The organism is Sporosarcina sp. FSL K6-1540, assembly GCF_038620285.1.
Classification (GTDB): domain Bacteria; phylum Bacillota; class Bacilli; order Bacillales_A; family Planococcaceae; genus Sporosarcina; species Sporosarcina psychrophila.
Genome location: NZ_CP152018.1, coordinates 105,579 through 125,022, shown reverse-complemented (window position 1 = coordinate 125,022; position 19,444 = coordinate 105,579). Strand labels below are relative to the sequence as shown.

The window sequence follows — 19,444 nt, the reverse complement described above, 5'->3', positions numbered from 1 at the left end:
TGATAGCACGAATTTTGAAGTGCGTGGAAAGGCAACAAGGGGGGATGTAGTTCAATCCCTCCCCGTAGCATACCTGCATCATGGAGGCATGCAAGCGCAATTCAAAATTTGTACGCAATGTAATTGATTGGGGAAGGGGATTAAAACAATCCCCTTTTTCCTTTTCATAATGCATTTAATCAGCTATCATAGAACTATATTACTTCTTGTGCGTCATATAGTAGTGCGTGTTCAAAAAAAAGGACAAAGGAGTGTGTGTCTGATGGGTGAATGGTATCTTGAATATGAAATTCAGGTTAACCGGCCTGGCCTTCTGGGTGATATTTCGTCGTTGCTCGGAATGTTGCGCGTGAACATTGTTACAATTAATGGTGTTGATGGCGGACATCGTGGAATGCTGCTACGAACTGACAACGACGACCAGATAGCGCGTTTTGAACAAATCGCCGAGACGATGGAAACGATTCATGTAATAAAAATCCGTGAGCCAAAGTTGCGCGATATTCTAGCGGTCAGGCACGGACGTTATATACAGCGTGATGCAGACGAAAGGAAAACGTTCCGTTTCCTTCGAAATGACCTTGGGATTCTTGTTGATTTCATGGCTGAAATATTCAAACAGGAAGGCCATAAATTGATTGGTGTTCGCGGGATGCCACGAGTAGGGAAGACGGAATCAGTCGTAGCGGCAAGTGTTTGTGCTAATAAAAAGTGGATATTCCTTTCGTCGACGATGATTAAGCAAACGTTGCGGAAAAACTTAGCGGGCGATGAGTTTTCAAAAGATAATATTTTCATCTTGGACGGTATCGTTACGCGTAAGGCGGAGGACGAACGTCACATGCAACTTGTCAGGGAAATGATGCGAATGCCCTCTATAAAAGTTGTGGAGCATCCGGATATGTTTGTTCAGCATTCGGAATACAGTATTGAAGACTTTGATTATATTATTGAATTAAGAACAGAACCAGATCAAGAAATTACATATGAAATGATGGAAAAAAACCATATGATGTCCGACCATGGAATAACGGATGGATCGGGTTTATTCAACTTCTGATAGGCAGGTGTTTTTGGTGACCGGATTAGGTGATCGTCTCAAGCAGGCGAGAATGGCTAAAGGATTTACATTGGATGATTTACAGTCAATAACGAAAATACAGAAACGGTACCTCTCCGGTATCGAAAATGAAGATTACAGCATGATGCCTGGATCTTTTTATGTACGGGCATTCATCAAACAATATGCAGAGGCAGTAGGTCTAGATTCTGATGAAATGCTATCTATGTATAAAAATACGTCTCCTGAAGTGCCATCCGAGGAAGAGGCGGGTCAGCGTGCTTCGTCGACATTGACACGTAAAAGAGGTTTAAGAAATAATGATCAGTTAAATGAAATGATGCCGAAAATCATCGTCGCTTTATTTATTATCGTTATAGTGGTTGTTATTTGGACCCTCTATCAAGGGTCATCTGGCAAGAAAGATGATGTGAATGGCGTCGAAACGAATCAACCGGTAATAATGGAAAATAGTAAACCAACTCCTCCTAAGAAAGACACGGAAAAAGTAGAAGAAAAGCCTGTGGAGGAAGAGGTAGAACCGGAAAAACCGGAACAGACTTTAGCTTTTGAAAGCGCAAGCGGAGAAACATCAGTGTACGGACTAACTGGAGCAGAATCGTTCAAACTTGAAATCCGTTTAACCGGGGGATCTTGGATTGGTGTAAAAGATAATTCCGGAAAAGAATGGATGACACCTGCACGTATTATGGTAGCAGGGGAATCGATTGAATTTGATGTGACGGCTACCGATTCTGTACGAATCCGTGTTGGGCGTCCTAAGTCTACAGAAATATATGTCAACGGTGTGTTACTTGAATACGGTGTGCCACCACAGGATACTGTTCCACAAAATATTATGATTGAATACAAGAAAGAGTAATAGTCATCTACTTTAGATGACTATTTTCTTTGAAAGGAAAGGTGTATTTTATGAATTTGCCAAACAAAATAACCGTATCACGCGTTCTGCTCATTCCAGTTTTTATGGTTTTCATGCTGGTTGATTTTAAATTGGGCACTATAACTATCGCTGGTACAGAAATGATGAAAGAACATTTAATCGGTGGACTTATTTTTATTATTGCATCTATAACAGATTGGCTTGATGGGTATATCGCTCGGAAAAATAATCTTGTTACCAATATGGGGAAATTTTTGGATCCGCTGGCGGACAAATTGCTTGTTTCTGCTGCTTTGATCATACTTGTTGAACTTGGAATAGCACCGTCATGGATTGTCATCATTATTATTAGCCGGGAATTCGCTGTGACGGGTCTTAGGCTTATCCTTGCAGGCGGCGGGGAAGTCGTAGCGGCCAACCAGCTCGGGAAAATTAAAACGGTGGCACAAATCTTAGCCATTACTTCGCTGTTGTTGAATAATATATTTTTCGAGTCGATTGGTGTACCATTCGGTGTCATCATGCTTTACATCGCGCTCTTCTTTACAATTTGGTCAGGTTTCGATTACTTCTATAAAAACAGACGTGTACTGGTTGATTCAATGTAAGGGGATGAGTAGCTATGAAGGCAGAAATTATTGCAATTGGCTCAGAGTTATTACTTGGACAAATTACGAATACGAACGCTAAATTCATTTCGTTAAAACTCGCAGAAATTGGTATCGATGTTCATTATCAGACGGTTGTGGGCGACAACCCGGATCGTTTGGATGAAGTGATTGAAATTGCAATGAAACGTGCAGATATTCTAATCTTTACAGGCGGACTTGGACCGACGAAAGATGACATGACAAAAGAAACCATCGTGAAACATATCGGTACAACATTAGTCAGCGATGACGAGGCACTTCTTTATATTCAGCAATATTTCGAACGTAGCGGTAGGGTTATGACGGAGAATAATAAGAAACAGGCACTAGTGTTTAAAGGCGCGAAAGTCTTAACAAACCGAAAAGGAATGGCACCCGGAATGGCTGTTGAAAAGGATGAAGTACGCTATATCCTTCTCCCAGGTCCACCGCATGAAATGGAGCCGATGTTTACGGATGAGGCGATTCCTTATTTGTTAGGTGTTACTGGCAAACAGGAAGTTATCACATCGCGAGTTCTGAAGTTTTACGGTATTGGGGAGGCGGAGCTTGAACACCGGATTCAATCTATTTTGGAAAAACAAACGAATCCGACAGTTGCTCCGCTGGCAACAGCTGACGCGGTCACATTGCGCCTCACTGCAAAAGCAAAAACGACCGATGCAGCGTTGAAGCTGATTGCGCCTATAGAAGAGGAGATACGTTTACTAGTTGGAGACTACATCTACGGAACTGATGATGATACATTGGCATCCAAAGCTGCAGAACTTCTCATTCGAAACGGTTGGACAATAGCTGCTGCGGAAAGTCTGACGGCAGGTCTATTTATGGCAGAACTGGCCGGTGAACCAGGGATTAGTTCGTCACTAGAAGGTGGCATTGTCGTCTACAATGAGAAATCGAAAGTAGAACAACTTGGTATTGAGCAGTCCCTACTTGCGGAGTATGGTGTCGTCAGTGCAGAATGCGCGGCTGCCCTTGCGGAAAACGTGAAACGAACGTTCAAATCGGATATTGGAATTGGTTTAACAGGTGCGGCTGGCCCAGATCCACATGATGGGAAGCCAGTCGGCACTGTGTGGATTGGTATCGCTTCTACGAATGCAGAGACAGAGACATTTAAGTTGTTACTATCGGGTTCAAGAAACGCAAACCGTCTCAGAGCAGCAAGATTTGCGCTCTATTATCTGATTAAACACCTAACTACAAAAGAAGGCCAAAGTTAAGATTTAAGCCGTTTTCTCAATTAAAAATGTTAAACACCCAGGTATTCTCACTTATATATTTAATTCGAGAAAATTAATCGAATAAATGTTCGCTTTTTGATTGAGTATTTCTCATTAAAGGAGTATACTAGAGGTAGTAAGAAAAACAGAAACATTACCTTGAGGGAGGAAATAAATTGAGCGATCGTAAAGCCGCCTTAGAAATGGCGTTAAAACAAATAGAAAAGCAGTTTGGTAAAGGATCTATTATGAAACTGGGTGAAAAAACAAACCTGGAAGTTGAAACTTCTTCTACGGGCTCCCTTGCTCTTGATGCTGCACTCGGCATAGGCGGATATCCACGCGGCCGTGTCATTGAAATATACGGACCTGAAAGTTCTGGTAAAACGACTGTTGCCCTTCATGCCATTGCAGAAGTACAAGCAGCTGGAGGAACTGCTGCATTCATCGATGCTGAACATGCGCTCGATCCGATTTATGCGCGTAAGTTAGGCGTTAATATCGATGAATTATTACTTTCTCAGCCTGACACGGGAGAGCAAGCGCTTGAAATCGCTGAAGCGCTTGTACGAAGCGGGGCAGTTGATATTTTTGTCGTGGACTCCGTTGCTGCGCTTGTACCTAAAGCAGAGATTGAAGGCGAGATGGGAGATTCGCATATCGGGTTACAAGCCCGTCTTATGTCACAAGCATTGCGTAAACTTTCCGGCGCCATTAATAAGTCAAACACAATCGCGATATTCATTAACCAAATCCGTGAAAAAGTCGGCGTTATGTTCGGAAGCCCTGAAGTAACTCCAGGCGGGCGCGCATTGAAATTCTACTCTTCAGTACGCCTAGATGTAAGACGTGGAGAAGCGATTAAACAAGGCAATGACATAGTGGGAAATAAAACACGAATCCGCGTTGTGAAAAATAAAGTTGCACCTCCGTTTAAAACAGCGGAAGTTGATATTATGTACGGAGAAGGAATTTCCCGAGAAGGAGAAATTATCGACCTTGGTGCCGAAGCCGAAGTTGTCCAGAAGAGTGGATCTTGGTATTCCTATGAAGGAGAACGACTCGGACAGGGACGAGAGAATTCGAAACAATTCTTGAAAGAAAACCCGGATATCCGTTCGGAAATCGCCAACAAAATTCGTGAATCATATGGACTTGCAAGCTCAAACTATGTGATTGGTGCTCATGAAGTAGACGAAGACGAAGAGTTGGAACTGCTACTTGGTGAAGAATAAGTTAGACAAAAAGCCGATTCGTCCTCTTAGTAGGGCGTGATCGGTTTTTATATATTCTCCGAAAAAACTATTATTATTCCAAGAATAATGTGTCTCAAAGACCTGTGTATCCTTGACATGTCAAATTTACATAGATACAATTAGAATTGTATAATTTCATTCCATTGAAATGAATTTGGCAGTATGTTGTACGTCGATATATGAGCCGACTGAAAATGAAAAGAATAGCAAGAGGAGGTGACCTGGATGTCATTAGGATTGATTATCTCCGCTTTGCTCGGTCTGCTCGTTGGTGCCGTTGTTACCTATTTCTTTAATAAGAAAGTGAACGATTCAAAAGTGAGTGGTGCCAAATTTACGGCAGAACAAATCGTCGAAGAGGCGAAGCGTGAAGCGGATGCTCTTAAAAAAGAGGCACTACTAGAAGCGAAGGATGAAACTCACAAACTGAGAATTGAAGCGGAATCAGAGATCCGTGAACGAAGGGCGGAACTGCAAAAACAAGAAAGCCGTCTTTTGCAACGGGAAGAAAATCATGACCGTAAAGATGAAGCTCTCAATAAAAGAGACGCAGGTCTGGAGCGCAAAGAAGAAGCGCTTACCGGAAGACAACAGCATATCGAACAGATGGAACAAAAAGCGGAAGAACTTGTTTCGGTTCAGAAAACTGAACTTGAAAAGATATCATCACTGACACGTGATGAGGCGAAAAGGCTCATCCTTAGTGAAGTGGAGAAAGAACTTGCTACAGATATCGCTGTAATGACAAAAGAGTCAGAGCAACGAGCAAAAGAGGAATCGGATAAAAAATCGCGTGAAATCCTTTCCATCGCTTTACAACGTTTTGCAGCAGACCACGTTGCTGAAACGACTGTGTCGGTAGTTAATCTACCGAACGATGAAATGAAGGGCCGTATTATCGGTCGTGAAGGACGTAATATCCGAACACTCGAAACGTTGACAGGAATTGACCTAATAATCGACGATACTCCAGAAGCGGTCATCTTGTCAGGCTTTGATCCGGTACGTCGGGAAACTGCACGACTTGCATTAGAGAAACTTGTACAAGATGGACGAATTCACCCAGCACGCATTGAAGAGATGGTTGATAAATCGAGACGTGAAGTGGATGAACTCATCCGCGAAACTGGAGAACAGACAACTTTCGATATTGGCATTCATAATCTACACCCAGATCTTATTAAAATCATCGGAAGATTGCGTTTCCGCACAAGTTATGGCCAAAACGTCTTGAAGCATTCAACAGAAGTTGCTTATCTAGCAGGTTTATTGGCGGCAGAACTTGGAGAAGATGTTACGCTTGCACGACGTGCTGGACTCCTTCATGATATCGGAAAAGCGATTGACCATGAAGTAGAAGGAAGTCACGTTGAAATTGGTGTTGAACTTGCAACGAAATACAAAGAACATCCTGTTGTTATTAACAGTATCGCATCCCATCATGGGGATACTGAAGCGACATCAGTCATTGCCGTATTGGTTGCAGCAGCAGATGCATTATCCGCTGCAAGACCAGGAGCGCGCAGTGAAACGCTTGAAAATTATATCCGCAGACTGAAAAAACTTGAAGAGATTTCTGAATCGTACGACGGTGTGGAGAAATCATTTGCCATCCAGGCAGGACGCGAAGTTCGAATTATTGTCCGCCCAGACCAAATCGATGATATTACAGCCCATCGTCTAGCACGAGATATCCGGAAACGGATTGAAGAAGAGCTCGATTATCCAGGACATATTAAAGTAACGGTCATCCGTGAGACACGGGCGGTCGAATACGCAAAATAAAGAAAAGGGGGTTTCCGTGCATTTCGGTCCGGGAGCCTCTTTTTCTATTGGGAGAGATTATTTTATGAGAGTATTATTTATAGGTGATATTGTAGGATCGCTAGGACGAGATATGGTATTTGACTATTTACCACGACTCAAAAGGAAGTATAACCCTGATGTTATTATTGCGAACGGGGAAAATGCAGCAGCCGGGAGAGGAATCACAAAAGCGATATTCGATGACCTGCTCCGTGCTGGAGTAGATGTTGTAACAATGGGTAATCATACATGGGACCAAAAAGAGATTTACGATTTTATCGATGATACAGATTACCTTATCCGTCCTGCGAACTTTTCAGATGAAGCACCTGGTAAAGGGATGACGACAATTTCACGTAATGGTGTGACATTATCTATCATCAATTTGCATGGCCGGACATTTTTACCTCCGCACGGCGATCCGTTTGAAAAGGCAGAGGAATTGGTAGCGGAAGCAAGAGAGATTTCTCCGCTTGTCTTCGTTGATTTCCACGCCGAAGCGACAAGTGAAAAAATCGCAATGGGTTGGCATCTTGATGGGAAGGCATCTGTTGTTGTAGGAACGCACACGCATGTCCAAACAGCGGATGACCGCATTCTGCAAGGTGGAACAGCCTATTTAACTGACGCCGGCATGACGGGCCCTTACGATGAAATCCTGGGTATGAAAAAAGAAGACGTCATCTATCGTTTCCGTACGAATTTACCAGTTCGTTTTGAAGTTCCTAAATCAGGACGTACCCAATTGAACGGACTCTTTGCAGTATTAGATGATGAAACAGGAAAAGCTATCAGAGTTGAACGTGTTGCCATCAATGCTGACCGTACATTCAAAGGCTGACATGCGTCTAAACATCACCTCCGAATCATAGGATGGTTTATGGAGATTTCCGATCCATAGACACCGAAAAATAAGGAGGAATCATGTTGAACCCATTGAAAGTATCATCTCGCTCGAATCCGAATTCTGTTGCAGGAGCACTCGTTGCAGTTATCCGGGACCAGGGATACGCAGAAATGCAGGCAGTAGGTGCTGGTGCCTTAAATCAGGCAATAAAGGCAATTGCAATTGCACGTGGATTCGTCGCTCCAAGTGGCGGAGATCTCATCTGTGCACCCGCTTTCACTGATATCGAGATTAACGGTGAAGGACGTACAGCATTGAAATTACTTGTTGAAAAACGACAGCGTAATATGTAAATTAGAAAGAGTCAAGACCACAGGATAAGTTAATTTCCTGTGGTCTTTTAGTTGTATCACGAGAGAAAGTTCTTTTTTTGAAGATAAGACTAAGTTTTTAGCTTTGAATGGTGTCTAGGCTTCAGGCGCCAGACGCTCGGGTCATAAGCCAGCCCAGCTATGCGGCAAAGAACGCCGCTTCGCCGTTCCGTCTTATGCCTGTCGCGTCTAAAACGGCGCCTTCCGCTTTTCATAACTGTGACAAACAACCGACAAAGCTTTGACTTCTTGTACAGGTGGTCAACAATTAAGTATAATGAAATCATACGTTAAAATTCCCAAGGCTTTGTATGAAAGGGGACAAGTTAAATGAACGAGGAACAGCGATTAAATGAAGGACTAGTGAAGCCGAAACTAGCAAAAACTGCTGACAAGGACTATAGCCACTATTTTCAGACAGCCTACGCACCGCCTTCTTTGAAAGACGCTAAAAAACGTGGCAAAGAAGAAATCGCTTACTACGATAACTTTGAAATTGACGAGCGTTTCCGTGAAATGGGGGCGTATCGGAAGTTTTATATACGGACATATGGTTGCCAAATGAATGAACATGACACAGAAGTGATTGCTGGTATTTTAATAGGCCTTGGATATGAACCGACAGACACCGTTGAGGATGCGAATGTCGTGTTGCTCAATACATGTGCCATTCGTGAAAATGCCGAAAACAAAGTGTTTGGGGAGCTAGGTCATTTACAATCGTTGAAAAGAAGAAATCCTGACGTCTTAATCGGCGTATGTGGTTGTATGTCGCAAGAAGAATCAGTTGTGAATAAAATTCTTAAAAAGTATGATCAGGTTGATATGATTTTCGGAACACATAACATCCACAGGTTACCCCATATTTTAAATGAGGCCTATTTATCAAAAGAAATGGTCATAGAAGTGTGGTCAAAAGAAGGTGATATTATTGAGAACCTTCCAAAAGTCCGTCACGGAAACATTAAGGCTTGGGTCAACATTATGTATGGCTGCGACAAGTTTTGTACGTATTGCATCGTGCCATACACGAGGGGCAAGGAACGAAGCAGACGTCCGCAAGATATTATCCAGGAAGTACGGCAGTTAGCGGCAGAGGGCTATAAGGAAATTACGTTGCTTGGTCAGAACGTTAACGCGTACGGAAAAGATTTTGACGAGACGAGTTATCGTTTTGGCGATTTAATGGATGATTTAAGCAAAATCGACATACCGAGAATCCGTTTCACAACTAGCCATCCCCGTGATTTCGATGACCATCTAATCGAAGTGCTGGCGAAGGGTGGCAATCTAGTCGATCATATTCACCTTCCCGTTCAATCGGGTTCCAGCGATATTTTGAAAATTATGGCGCGAAAATATTCACGTGAACATTATCTTGAGCTCGTGGGGAAAATTAAGAAAGCGATACCGAACGTTACATTAACGACGGATATTATCGTTGGATTCCCGAATGAAACGGACGAGCAATTCGAAGAGACAGTATCCTTGTACAGGGAAGTTGGTTTCGATATTGCTTACACGTACATTTATTCGCCACGGGATGGCACGCCGGCTGCAAAAATGGCTGACAATATTCCGATGGACGTGAAAAAAGAGCGTTTACAGCGATTAAATAAAGTCGTCAATGAATTATCCGCAGAAGCGATGAAACCTTACAAAGGTAAAATCGTTGAGGTACTTGTTGAAGGCGAAAGTAAGCGTAATCCGGAAGTTCTCGCTGGATATACGGAGAAGAGCAAACTCGTCAATTTCAAAGCACCCCAATCTGTAATTGGTAAAATAGTTAATGTGAAAATAATAGAGGCCAAAACATGGTCACTCGACGGTGAGTTTATCGGCGTAGTAGAAAAGGAAAAGGTGATGTCATAATGGAAAAGTTATATTCAAAAGATGAAATTATCGCAAAAGCACGCGAGATCGCAATAATGATTGCGAACACAGAACAAGTGGAGTTTTTCAAGCGGGCAGAAGAGCAAATTAATGAAAATCAAAAAATCCGTGAAAATATTGCAAGCCTAAAATCATTGCAAAAGCAGGCAGTCAATTTCCAACAGTACGGAAAAGAAAGAGCGTTGGGTATCATTGAAGGTAAAATCGAAAAAATCCAAGGTGATATTGACGAAGTTCCTATTGTTCAGGAATTTAAACAATCACAAGGCGAAGTGAATGATTTACTTCAACTTGTATCGAACACAATCGCAAACACTGTCACAGATGAAATCATCAAAGCGACAGATGGCGATGTAAGACGTGGAGAAACTGGTTCTTATATAAAAAATACGACATATGAAAAACTATAAGTAAGTATACCAATCGGTGGGAAAATATTTCCTGCCGATTTTTCTCACTCTCTGGGCTTCTGTTGCATAAGATGGATTGAAGCGAATGGAGGAGGAATCGAACTGAAAAATTTACGTCAGATCGTGACGAAGACGGTTATTGCCAAGGGGAAGAAGCGGACTGAGACGACTGTGACACTGAAGCCGCCAAATAGTCCGACGAGTATACTCGGATGTTGGGTCATCAACCATACACATCAGGCGAAAAAGGTCGGTAAATTCATCGAAGTTACCGGTAAGTTCGACGTCAATGTTTGGTATTCCCATCAAGAACATTCAAAGACATCTGTGTTTACGGAGTCAATTCCTTACAAGGACCGGATTCGTTTGCATTATCGAGACGAACCGACATCTGGGCATGAAGAAGTCATCGTTGATGTTATCCAGCATCCGAACTGTACAGAAGCGGTTATTTCGGAATGTGGTGAGAAGTTCTGCATTACGATCGAACGAGAATTGATGGCAGAAGTTGTTGGCGAAACAAAAGTCTGTATTACGGTCCATCCACAAAGTTTTGAAGAGGAATGGTCATTCCGTGATGAATCATCATCACATGATCATGACCACAGTCCAGGACATGAGCAAGCGCAAGTGCGGGGCAGTGACCAAGGGCATAGTCAGAAACAAGGTAGAGAATCATCGTCATTTTGAGAGCCGGCAAACACTACCGGCTTTTTTTCTTTTTGATGGATTTCGTGGGTGTGCAGGTACGCACCCTTCATAGCCGAAGTTTATGATGATAAATGTGTAGTTGAGATTAGAATTGCAAAGTTGCCATTAGAGCGGTGAAGTTGCGGTTAGAATCGTAAAGTTGCAATTAGAACGGTGGAGTTGCAGTTAGAAACGAAATGTTGCAATTTGAATTAACGAAGTTGCAATTACACAAATACCGGACTCTTCGTTGTCCGGTATTTGCTTAGATTTTTGAAGACCGTAAAAATCACGCAGAACTTGGGCTCTTCGTTGCCCAAGTTTGTTATAATAATAAAAAATAGAATTTGTAGCGAGGTTAAAAAATGACAACACACACACCAATGATCCAACAATATTTAAAAGTGAAATCGGAACATAAAGATGCCTTTCTGTTTTTTAGATTAGGCGATTTCTATGAACTGTTTTTCACGGATGCGGAAGAAGCATCTCAAATTCTTGAAATTACATTAACCAGTCGGGATTCTGGGAGTCGAGATCGGATTCCGATGTGCGGTGTACCCTATCATGCGGCTGCAGGTTATATAGAAACGCTTGTTCGTAAAGGGCATAAAGTGGCTATTTGTGAGCAGACGGAAGATCCAAAAGAAGCGAAAGGCATCGTCAAAAGAGAAGTCGTTAAAATCATTACCCCTGGTACGATGACAGAAGGAAAAACAATTGATGCGAACACGAATCATTTCATCGGATCGGCTGACATTATTGATGGCAATAAGTATGCACTCGCATATCTTGACCTAGCAACTGGTGAAGGTAAAGTGGAGTCTGTGGAAGGCGACGAGCGGACGCTGATTGCCGAAATTGAGGCACTGGGTATGAAAGAAGTCGTTGTCGATGAAGGACTGCATCTCGCTCTCAGTGATAGCATGGCGAAACGCAGTATTGTATTGTCCATCGAGTATGGCGAGGAACAGTTCGAGATGGAGAATCTTTTTGGTGCAATTCCAAACGAGGTCAAGGAAGCGTGTAGCATGCTCGTATCTTATGTTAGGCGCACACAGAAAACGGCACTCGATCATATACGTCCATTCGAATTTATCCAGAAACAAACGAAACTATCCATTGATGCCAATTCAATGCGTAATCTGGAACTCATCCAATCAATTCGCAATGGTAGCAAGGATGGCACGCTTTACTGGTTGCTTGACGAGACTGTTACAGCGATGGGCGCCCGTAAATTAAAAATGTGGATTCATCAGCCACTAGCTAAGAAAAGAGCAATTGAAAATCGACTGGATGCAGTAACTGAACTTATTGAAGAGTTTTTTCTGCGGGATGAATTGAAGACAAGCCTAAAAGAAGTATACGATTTAGAGAGACTCGCTGGGCGAATTTCGATGGGAAGCGCGAGTGGGAGGGATCTTGCACAACTTCGTAACTCACTCCGTCGTGTCCCAAACATCAAAAAAGCACTTCATGAATCAGAAAGACCGTTACTGAATCAGTTTTCCGAACGAATTGACGGTTGCGAAGAAGCGCTACACATTCTTGAACTAGCAATTGCTGAAAATCCGCCACTATCCGTTAAAGAAGGCGGCATCATCAAGGATGGCTACGATGAAAAACTCGACCAATACCGTGATGCTTCAAAAAATGGTAAGGCGTGGCTTGCAGAACTTGAACGCGAGGAACGCGAGCGGACAGGCATTAAATCGTTAAAAATAGGATACAACAGAATATTCGGCTATTATATAGAGATTACGAAATCCAATATCCACCTTGCCGATTTGGAACGATATGAAAGAAAGCAGACGCTTGCGAATGCTGAACGTTACATAACTCCTGAGCTAAAAGAGAAGGAAGATCTTATCCTCAATGCGGAAGCGGGAGGACTAGAGCTAGAGTATCAGTTATTCAGTAAGGTTCGGGATTCCATGAAAACACATATTAGGCATATTCAGCATCTTGCAAGTGTCTTAAGCGAACTGGATGTCCTTCTTTCATTCGCAGCGGTTTCGGAAAAGCGTAACTACGTAAAACCAGTATTTCACGATGGAAAAGCATTGGAAATCAAGAACGGGCGTCATCCGGTCGTTGAAAAGATGATTGACCATTCTCTTTATGTTCCTAATAACTGCAAATTGACTGATGAAGCGAATATGTTGCTTATCACGGGACCAAATATGTCCGGTAAAAGTACATACATGCGGCAAGTAGCGCTCATTGTCGTGATGGCGCAGATTGGCTGCTACGTACCTTGCGATCAGGCGTCACTTCCTGTTACCGATCAAATATTCACAAGAATTGGTGCAGCGGATGACCTAGCTTCAGGACAAAGTACGTTTATGATGGAAATGATGGAATCTCAATTCGCAATCGCAAATGCAACTGCACAAAGTCTTCTCCTTTTTGATGAAATCGGACGCGGTACTTCAACATATGATGGTATGGCATTAGCGCAGGCGATGATGGAACATATTCACAATGAAATTGGAGCGAATACACTGTTTTCTACCCATTATCATGAGCTGACCAATTTGGATAATGAACTATCTCGACTTGAAAATGTTCATGTCGCTGCAATGGAACAGGATGGAAAAGTCGTCTTTCTCCATAAAGTGATGGCGGGGCCGGCTGATAAAAGTTACGGAATTTACGTTGCGGATCTTGCAGGTCTACCCGAATCGCTTCTCAACCGAGCAAAAACATTACTCACTACATTTGAAAATGTGGAAAAACGAACGGTTCATGAAGATGAACCAACGCAATTGAACTTTTTTGATATTCAACACGATGAGCAGGTTACCTTGTCGGCAGAAGAGCAAGATGTGCTGACTAATCTGAACGATGCTGATCTACTTAATATGACACCGTTCCAGGCACTGCAATACATCCATGAATTGAAAGAAAAGCTCAGACCTAAGAAAGGGTGAGACCGATAGACATCATCAAAGTGATGGACGATACGCTGTCCAATAAAATCGCTGCGGGCGAAGTCGTCGAACGTCCTGCTTCCATCGTGAAAGAGCTCGTTGAAAATGCGATTGATGCAGAAAGTACTGTGATTGAAATTGGACTTGAGGAAGCCGGTCTACTGACAATTCGTGTAACAGATAACGGCAATGGCATGTCTAAAAAAGATGCTGTTCAAGCGTTTGAGCGGCATGCAACAAGTAAGATATCAAATGACCATGATTTATTCCGAATTCGTACGCTTGGGTTCCGGGGAGAAGCACTTGCGAGTATTGCATCCGTGTCCAAGATAATTATGTGGACTTCTGACGGAGAAACAGAAGGCACAGAAGTCCAAATTGACGGAGGTCGACTTGTCAAACATGATAATGCGGCATTCCGCAAAGGAACGGACATTACTGTTTCTCAATTGTTTTTCAATACGCCTGCACGCCTAAAATATATGAAAACAATTCAAACAGAACTGGGCCATACAATCGATCTCGTCAATCGACTTGCACTAAGCCATCCTACAATTGCGTTTAAACTCTCGCATTACAGTCAAGTACTATTGCAGACAGCGGGAAGCGGAGATCAACGCCGTGTGCTTTCAGATATCTACGGTATAGCTGTCGCCCGTAAAATGGTGAGCTTCGCGGGCGAGAATGCGGATTACAAAGTTTCGGGTCATGTAACATTGCCCGAAATGACACGTGCGTCAAGAAACTATATGACGTTAATCGTCAATGGCAGATGGGTGAAGAGCAATGCGATCAATCATGCAATTCTAGATGCATTCCATACGTATTTGCCGATAGGACGCTCTCCAATCTCGGTTATCAACGTTGAAGGGGATCCCTATTTGACAGACGTCAATGTGCATCCTTCCAAACAACATATCCGCATGAGTAAAGAGGGTGAGTTACTGGCGCTCATTAAAGAATCTATTCAGAAGGCTATTCGGAAAAACACAATCGTTCCTGACGCTATAAAAAAAGAACCTGCCAAGAAAAATCAATCTGAACAAGTAAATATGTGGAATCAATTCCGAACAGAAAGGCCAACAACAGTGGCAGCACCGTCAGTGCCGTCAATGCAACCACTAGAAAAACCAACGTACGATTCTTATGATCTTCCTGAAAATGATCCCGTTGAACAAACGCCTTGGATGGTCAATGAACCGCAGATTGCCCTAGAAGAAGTTGAACAACAAGAAGTAGATAAAAAATTCCCGGCTCTAGCGCCAGTAGGGCAGGTTCATGGTACCTATATTGTTGCGCAAAATGAAGACGGTTTCTTCATGATTGACCAGCATGCAGCCCAAGAACGAATAAAGTATGAGTTTTTTAGGGATAAATTGAGTGAGACGGATAATGAAGAACGTCAAATGTTACTAATTCCTCTTATGTTCCATTACTCAGCAGACGAGAAAACGAAAATTGAGGAAAACATGAGTATGTTGCAGGAAGTCGGTATCTTCCTAGAGGAGTTTGGACCTTCTTCCTATGCGGTAAAAGAATATCCATCTTGGTTTCCAACAGGAGAAGAGACGGTTATCATCGAAGATATTATTGAGCAAGTGTTGACTACACGAAAAATTGATATCGGTAAATTGCGTGAAGAAGCAGCCATTATGATGAGTTGTAAACGCTCCATCAAAGCAAATCACCATTTGACACTAGCAGATATGGAAAGGCTGTTGAATGATCTATCTGCAGTCGACAATCCATTTACTTGTCCACATGGCAGGCCAGTGCTTATCCATTTCACGACGTATGAACTGGAAAAAATGTTCAAACGAGTGATGTAGGCAGCAGATTGAGGAAGTATATATTCGTACTCCTTGTTTAATCGTGCTGAATGCGTGTACACGTGGATTGTTTGAGTCGCTAGCCAAGGATTCGGAACTTAGCGACAGAGACCTCTTACCGCTCTACAGAGGTGATTCGCCGTATTAAATGTTGCGGAAACGTGACTGGAACGAGATATTCCCTATCAAAATGTTCATATTTATTGAGACAAAAGCGAAGGACGGTGCATTCCAATGAGAGAAGCGACACTTGAAATGTCAGATGGTTTTTTAATTCATGCCATCGTGATGAAACCAGAAGGTAATCCGGTTGGACATATCCATCTTCTTCACGGCATGTCCGAACATATTGGCAGATATGTAGAATTTGCATACTATCTCGTGGAGAAAGGATATATCGTATCTGGTCACGACCACCGGGGACATGGCAAGACGGCTAAAATGAACGGAACGAAAGGGCATTTTGCCGATGAGGACGGCTTTGACCACGTTGTTCAAGATGCTTTCGAAGTCATTTCGAAACTTCGGGAGCAGTATCCATCCCCGCGTTTCGTTCTGTTCGGTCATAGTATGGGATCGTTCGTCGCACGGAGATATGTCCAACTCCATGGCAGTGAAGTTGATCTGGCAATATTTTCAGGGACAGGCGGAGACCCTGGTGCAAGCCGCTTCGCAGGGCAGGCAGTTGCTTATCTGCACGGCAAGAAAAACGGTTTTGATCAGCCAGATAATTTCCTAAACAAACTCGTTTTTGGTGGTTTCAATAAGTCGGTTCATCAACCGAAAACGCCATTTGACTGGCTTTCCACCGATACTGAAGCAGTTGAGAAGTATCTGATTGACCCCGCTTGTGGAGTAGTCCCAACCACCCGTTTTTTTGCGGATTTATTCAAAGGACTTGGAGAAATCCATGACATAGATGAAATAAATAAAATCCCTAAAAAACTTCCTATTATCCTCTTTTCAGGGAGTGAAGATCCGGTAGGTGACAGTGGAAAAGGGGTTTGGAGTGTAGCAAAGCAATACAATAAGGCGGGCCTAGAAGATGTTACGGTACTTTTGTTTGAAGGTGGCAGGCATGAAATGCTCCATGAAAAGAACCGTCAACACGTATTCAAAACCGTTTATGACTGGATTGAAAAAAATGAGCAAATATCCTGAAGTAATCGCAATCGTCGGACCAACAGCATCTGGAAAGACGTCGTTAAGTATTGAACTTGCCAAAATAATTGGCGGGGAAGTCATTAATGGTGATGCGATGCAAGTATACAAAGGGCTTGATATCGGGACAGCCAAAATCACAGTAGAAGAGATGAATGGCATCCCGCATCATTTATTCGATGTAAAAGAACCGAATGAACCTTTTTCTGTTGCAGAGTACCAAACGGATGTACGAAAGTGGATAAAAGATATACAGGGCCGTGGAAAAACTCCAATCATCGTAGGGGGTACCGGATTATACATTCAATCCGTACTGTTCGATTTCCGTTTTACAGAAGAAGCGGCGGATCTAGAAGTAAGGAAACGCTTGGAGCAGGAACTTGCTGAAAAAGGGGCCGCATATCTGTATGGAAAACTGGTTGAGCTTGACCCGGTGAGTGCTGAAAAAATTCACCCGAATAATCATCGCCGGCTTGTTCGAGCGCTTGAAATCATTGAAGTTACAGGTAAAACAAAGGAAGACCATGAAGACGACGCAGGACACGCATCTCTTTATGACCATCTCATTGTTGGTCTTGAAATGGACCGCGATGTGCTCTATGAACGGATTGGTCTCCGTGTCGACATAATGATGGAGAAAGGTCTTCTAGAGGAGGCTAATCGATTATGGGATGAAGAAATTCGTGGCGTACAATCTGTACAAGCGATTGGCTATAAAGAACTTCATCAATATATCGAAGAGAAGTTGTTACTAGACGACGCTGTTGAATTAATTAAAAAAAATACGCGTAACTACGCAAAACGGCAAATGACCTATTTCCGCAACAAACTGGCCATCAGCTGGGTCGATGCAGAATTGGGAACTACTGAAATTGTAAATAGAATTTTGGCAATCTTGAAGGGTTTCGATAATCCGGGTCGAATAAAGTAAGTGGAGCACTAGAAATATAGCTATGACAACTGGAGGATTCGGCGTATGAAACAGGTTAACATGCAAGAAACGTTTTTAAACTCGTTACGAAAGAATAATACATTTGTAACGGTATTCTTACTGAATGGATTTCAATTGAAAGGACTTATTAAATCGTATGACAATTATACCGTCTTGCTTGAGTCGGACGGCAAGCAACAACTAATTTATAAACATGCGATCTCCACATATGTCCCAACGAAACCGGTAATTTTAAAAGACGAAACGGAATAACCAAAAGCGAAAGCGCCTGGTCAGAGGCGGCAGACATAAGACGTGCCGACGAAGCGGCGTTCTTTGCCGCATAGTTGGACCGACTTATGACCGAGCCTCTAGGCGCTGAAGTCTAGACATAACCAAAAGCGGAAGCGCCTGTAACAAATGAATGTAGCTTAAGTGCGCCACTTCCTGTGGCAACAGCTGCATGACCCACATCCTGTGGGCCCGCGGCAGACATAAGACGTGCCGACGAAGCGGCGTTCTTTGCCGCATAGTTGGACCGACTTATGACCGAGCCTCTAGGCGCTGGAGTCTAGACGTAACCAAAAGCGGAAGCGCCTGTTCAGAGATGGCAGACATAAGACGTGCCGACGAAGCGGCGTTCTTTGCCGCATAGTTGGACCGACTTATGACCGAGCCTCTAGGCGCTGAAGTCTAGACGTAACCAAAAGCGGAACAGGGAGTAAAATCCCCGTTCCGCTTTTGGTTTTAATGAATTTTTCCATTTGGCAATTTCCATTGGAAAACAAGCGAGAAAATACGTAGACCGGCTGTCATCACAAGTAACGCATAAAGTGCCAGATCACTCTTGAATAGCCCGAGGCCGACTATAAGACCGGCGAGTGCAGCCCACACTGCGTAGATGTCCCGTTTGAAGACGAGTGGCTTCCTTCCTGCGAGCAAGTCACGGATGACACCACCACCTGCTCCCGTTAGAACTGCTGCAACCATAACTGCATAAATTGACATGTTCAGTGATATGGCAAGCATGGCGCCTTGAATGGCGAATGCAGCCAATCCGATTGCATCAAAGTAATTACCCCATCTATTCCAATGGGAAAGAAGATACCTAGAAAAAAAGAAAATAATGGTTATCAAAATACTTGCTACAAAAAATAAGAATTGCTGATCCCATAATACAGAGACAGGCACACCTATTAAAACATTACGAACTGCACCACCGCCAAAAGCAGTGACCATACCCAATATATAAACGCCAAAAATATCATATTCCTCTTCCATCGCAACAATTGCGCCCGAGATAGCGAATGCTGCCGTACCGATAAAACTAAAAACATCCCAAGCCACTTCATTTCCTCCATTCAATATACCCTTAAGAATTCTAACAGATAACAATTAATAATCAATGACGAAAACCTTGTAAACGTTGACCTCTACGGACAGACTGATAAGATAATGAAGTGACTATTTAATGAAA

The 19,444-nt window shown here is 42.9% G+C and carries 17 protein-coding genes; 16 read left to right on the top strand and 1 reads right to left on the bottom strand.

Annotation, left to right across the window (positions count from 1 at the left end):
* Positions 1-262 precede the first annotated feature (262 nt).
* The 16 genes from MKY15_RS00585 (at position 263) to hfq (ending at position 18,240) form a co-directional block, all read left to right on the top strand.
* Positions 263-1,060 carry a DUF3388 domain-containing protein gene (locus MKY15_RS00585; RefSeq protein WP_067211096.1) on the top strand — a complete coding sequence of 266 codons (798 nt, stop codon included), beginning with the start codon at positions 263-265 and terminating at the stop codon, positions 1,058-1,060.
* Between the two features lie 52 nt (positions 1,061-1,112).
* A complete protein-coding gene (locus MKY15_RS00580) occupies positions 1,113-1,943 on the top strand; it encodes a helix-turn-helix domain-containing protein (protein WP_067211093.1) in 831 nt (276 codons plus the stop codon).
* A gap of 50 nt (positions 1,944-1,993) precedes the next feature.
* Positions 1,994-2,572 carry a CDP-diacylglycerol--glycerol-3-phosphate 3-phosphatidyltransferase gene (pgsA, locus tag MKY15_RS00575; RefSeq protein ID WP_067211090.1) on the top strand — a complete coding sequence of 193 codons (579 nt, stop codon included), beginning with the start codon at positions 1,994-1,996 and terminating at the stop codon, positions 2,570-2,572.
* 14 nt (positions 2,573-2,586) lie between these two features.
* Positions 2,587-3,840 carry a competence/damage-inducible protein A gene (locus MKY15_RS00570; protein ID WP_342538722.1) on the top strand — a complete coding sequence of 418 codons (1,254 nt, stop codon included), beginning with the start codon at positions 2,587-2,589 and terminating at the stop codon, positions 3,838-3,840.
* Positions 3,841-4,016: 176 nt separating this feature from the next.
* A complete protein-coding gene (gene recA / locus MKY15_RS00565) occupies positions 4,017-5,075 on the top strand; it encodes a recombinase RecA (protein ID WP_067211085.1) in 1,059 nt (352 codons plus the stop codon).
* 246 nt (positions 5,076-5,321) lie between these two features.
* Positions 5,322-6,881, top strand: a complete 1,560-nt coding sequence (gene rny, locus MKY15_RS00560; protein ID WP_067211083.1) for a ribonuclease Y — start codon at positions 5,322-5,324, stop codon at positions 6,879-6,881.
* Positions 6,882-6,945: 64 nt separating this feature from the next.
* Positions 6,946-7,743, top strand: coding sequence for a TIGR00282 family metallophosphoesterase (locus MKY15_RS00555; protein WP_342538721.1), 798 nt, complete (start codon positions 6,946-6,948; stop codon positions 7,741-7,743).
* Between the two features lie 86 nt (positions 7,744-7,829).
* A complete protein-coding gene (locus tag MKY15_RS00550) occupies positions 7,830-8,102 on the top strand; it encodes a stage V sporulation protein S (protein ID WP_067211081.1) in 273 nt (90 codons plus the stop codon).
* Positions 8,103-8,450: 348 nt separating this feature from the next.
* Entirely contained in the window at positions 8,451-9,992 is a 1,542-nt protein-coding gene (miaB, locus tag MKY15_RS00545) for a tRNA (N6-isopentenyl adenosine(37)-C2)-methylthiotransferase MiaB (protein ID WP_342538720.1), read from the top strand.
* The gene (locus MKY15_RS00540; protein WP_342538719.1) at positions 9,992-10,423 is read left to right on the top strand and encodes a RicAFT regulatory complex protein RicA family protein; all 432 of its coding nucleotides are present in this window, start codon (positions 9,992-9,994) and stop codon (positions 10,421-10,423) included. Before miaB ends, MKY15_RS00540 begins: the two co-directional genes overlap by 1 nt.
* A gap of 123 nt (positions 10,424-10,546) precedes the next feature.
* On the top strand, positions 10,547-11,113 hold the full coding sequence (cotE, locus tag MKY15_RS00535; RefSeq protein WP_231885693.1) for an outer spore coat protein CotE: 567 nt from the start codon (positions 10,547-10,549) through the stop codon (positions 11,111-11,113).
* A gap of 365 nt (positions 11,114-11,478) precedes the next feature.
* Positions 11,479-14,046, top strand: a complete 2,568-nt coding sequence (mutS, locus tag MKY15_RS00530; RefSeq protein ID WP_342538717.1) for a DNA mismatch repair protein MutS — start codon at positions 11,479-11,481, stop codon at positions 14,044-14,046.
* Positions 14,047-14,051: 5 nt separating this feature from the next.
* Entirely contained in the window at positions 14,052-15,875 is a 1,824-nt protein-coding gene (gene mutL / locus MKY15_RS00525; RefSeq protein WP_338656809.1) for a DNA mismatch repair endonuclease MutL, read from the top strand.
* A 234-nt stretch (positions 15,876-16,109) separates the two neighbouring features.
* Positions 16,110-17,036 (top strand): alpha/beta hydrolase, encoded by a 927-nt coding sequence (locus MKY15_RS00520; protein ID WP_338655910.1) that lies wholly within the window; start codon positions 16,110-16,112, stop codon positions 17,034-17,036.
* A complete protein-coding gene (gene miaA, locus MKY15_RS00515; protein ID WP_342539809.1) occupies positions 17,020-17,967 on the top strand; it encodes a tRNA (adenosine(37)-N6)-dimethylallyltransferase MiaA in 948 nt (315 codons plus the stop codon). The genes MKY15_RS00520 and miaA overlap by 17 nt, the downstream gene beginning before the upstream one ends.
* A gap of 45 nt (positions 17,968-18,012) precedes the next feature.
* Positions 18,013-18,240: an RNA chaperone Hfq gene (gene hfq / locus MKY15_RS00510; protein ID WP_067211068.1), complete on the top strand. Its 228-nt coding sequence runs from the start codon at positions 18,013-18,015 to the stop codon at positions 18,238-18,240.
* Between the two features lie 474 nt (positions 18,241-18,714).
* Here the strand turns inward: hfq and MKY15_RS00505 are convergent, their stop codons facing one another.
* On the bottom strand, positions 18,715-19,314 hold the full coding sequence (locus tag MKY15_RS00505) for a trimeric intracellular cation channel family protein (protein WP_067211066.1): 600 nt from the start codon (positions 19,312-19,314) through the stop codon (positions 18,715-18,717).
* Between the last annotated feature and the right edge of the window lie 130 nt (positions 19,315-19,444).

Excerpts from the sequence above, each read along its gene's own strand:
- miaA (WP_342539809.1), top strand. The coding sequence starts at position 17,020 with ATGAGCAAATATCCTGAAGTAATCGCAATCGTCGGACCAACAGCATCT.
- MKY15_RS00520 (WP_338655910.1), top strand. The coding sequence starts at position 16,110 with ATGAGAGAAGCGACACTTGAAATGTCAGATGGTTTTTTAATTCATGCC.
- miaB (WP_342538720.1), top strand. The coding sequence starts at position 8,451 with ATGAACGAGGAACAGCGATTAAATGAAGGACTAGTGAAGCCGAAACTA.
- pgsA (WP_067211090.1), top strand. The coding sequence starts at position 1,994 with ATGAATTTGCCAAACAAAATAACCGTATCACGCGTTCTGCTCATTCCA.
- MKY15_RS00585 (WP_067211096.1), top strand. The coding sequence starts at position 263 with ATGGGTGAATGGTATCTTGAATATGAAATTCAGGTTAACCGGCCTGGC.
- MKY15_RS00580 (WP_067211093.1), top strand. The coding sequence starts at position 1,113 with ATGGCTAAAGGATTTACATTGGATGATTTACAGTCAATAACGAAAATA.
- MKY15_RS00540 (WP_342538719.1), top strand. The coding sequence starts at position 9,992 with ATGGAAAAGTTATATTCAAAAGATGAAATTATCGCAAAAGCACGCGAG.
- MKY15_RS00570 (WP_342538722.1), top strand. The coding sequence starts at position 2,587 with ATGAAGGCAGAAATTATTGCAATTGGCTCAGAGTTATTACTTGGACAA.
- MKY15_RS00555 (WP_342538721.1), top strand. The coding sequence starts at position 6,946 with ATGAGAGTATTATTTATAGGTGATATTGTAGGATCGCTAGGACGAGAT.
- mutS (WP_342538717.1), top strand. The coding sequence starts at position 11,479 with ATGACAACACACACACCAATGATCCAACAATATTTAAAAGTGAAATCG.
- hfq (WP_067211068.1), top strand. The coding sequence starts at position 18,013 with ATGAAACAGGTTAACATGCAAGAAACGTTTTTAAACTCGTTACGAAAG.
- rny (WP_067211083.1), top strand. The coding sequence starts at position 5,322 with ATGTCATTAGGATTGATTATCTCCGCTTTGCTCGGTCTGCTCGTTGGT.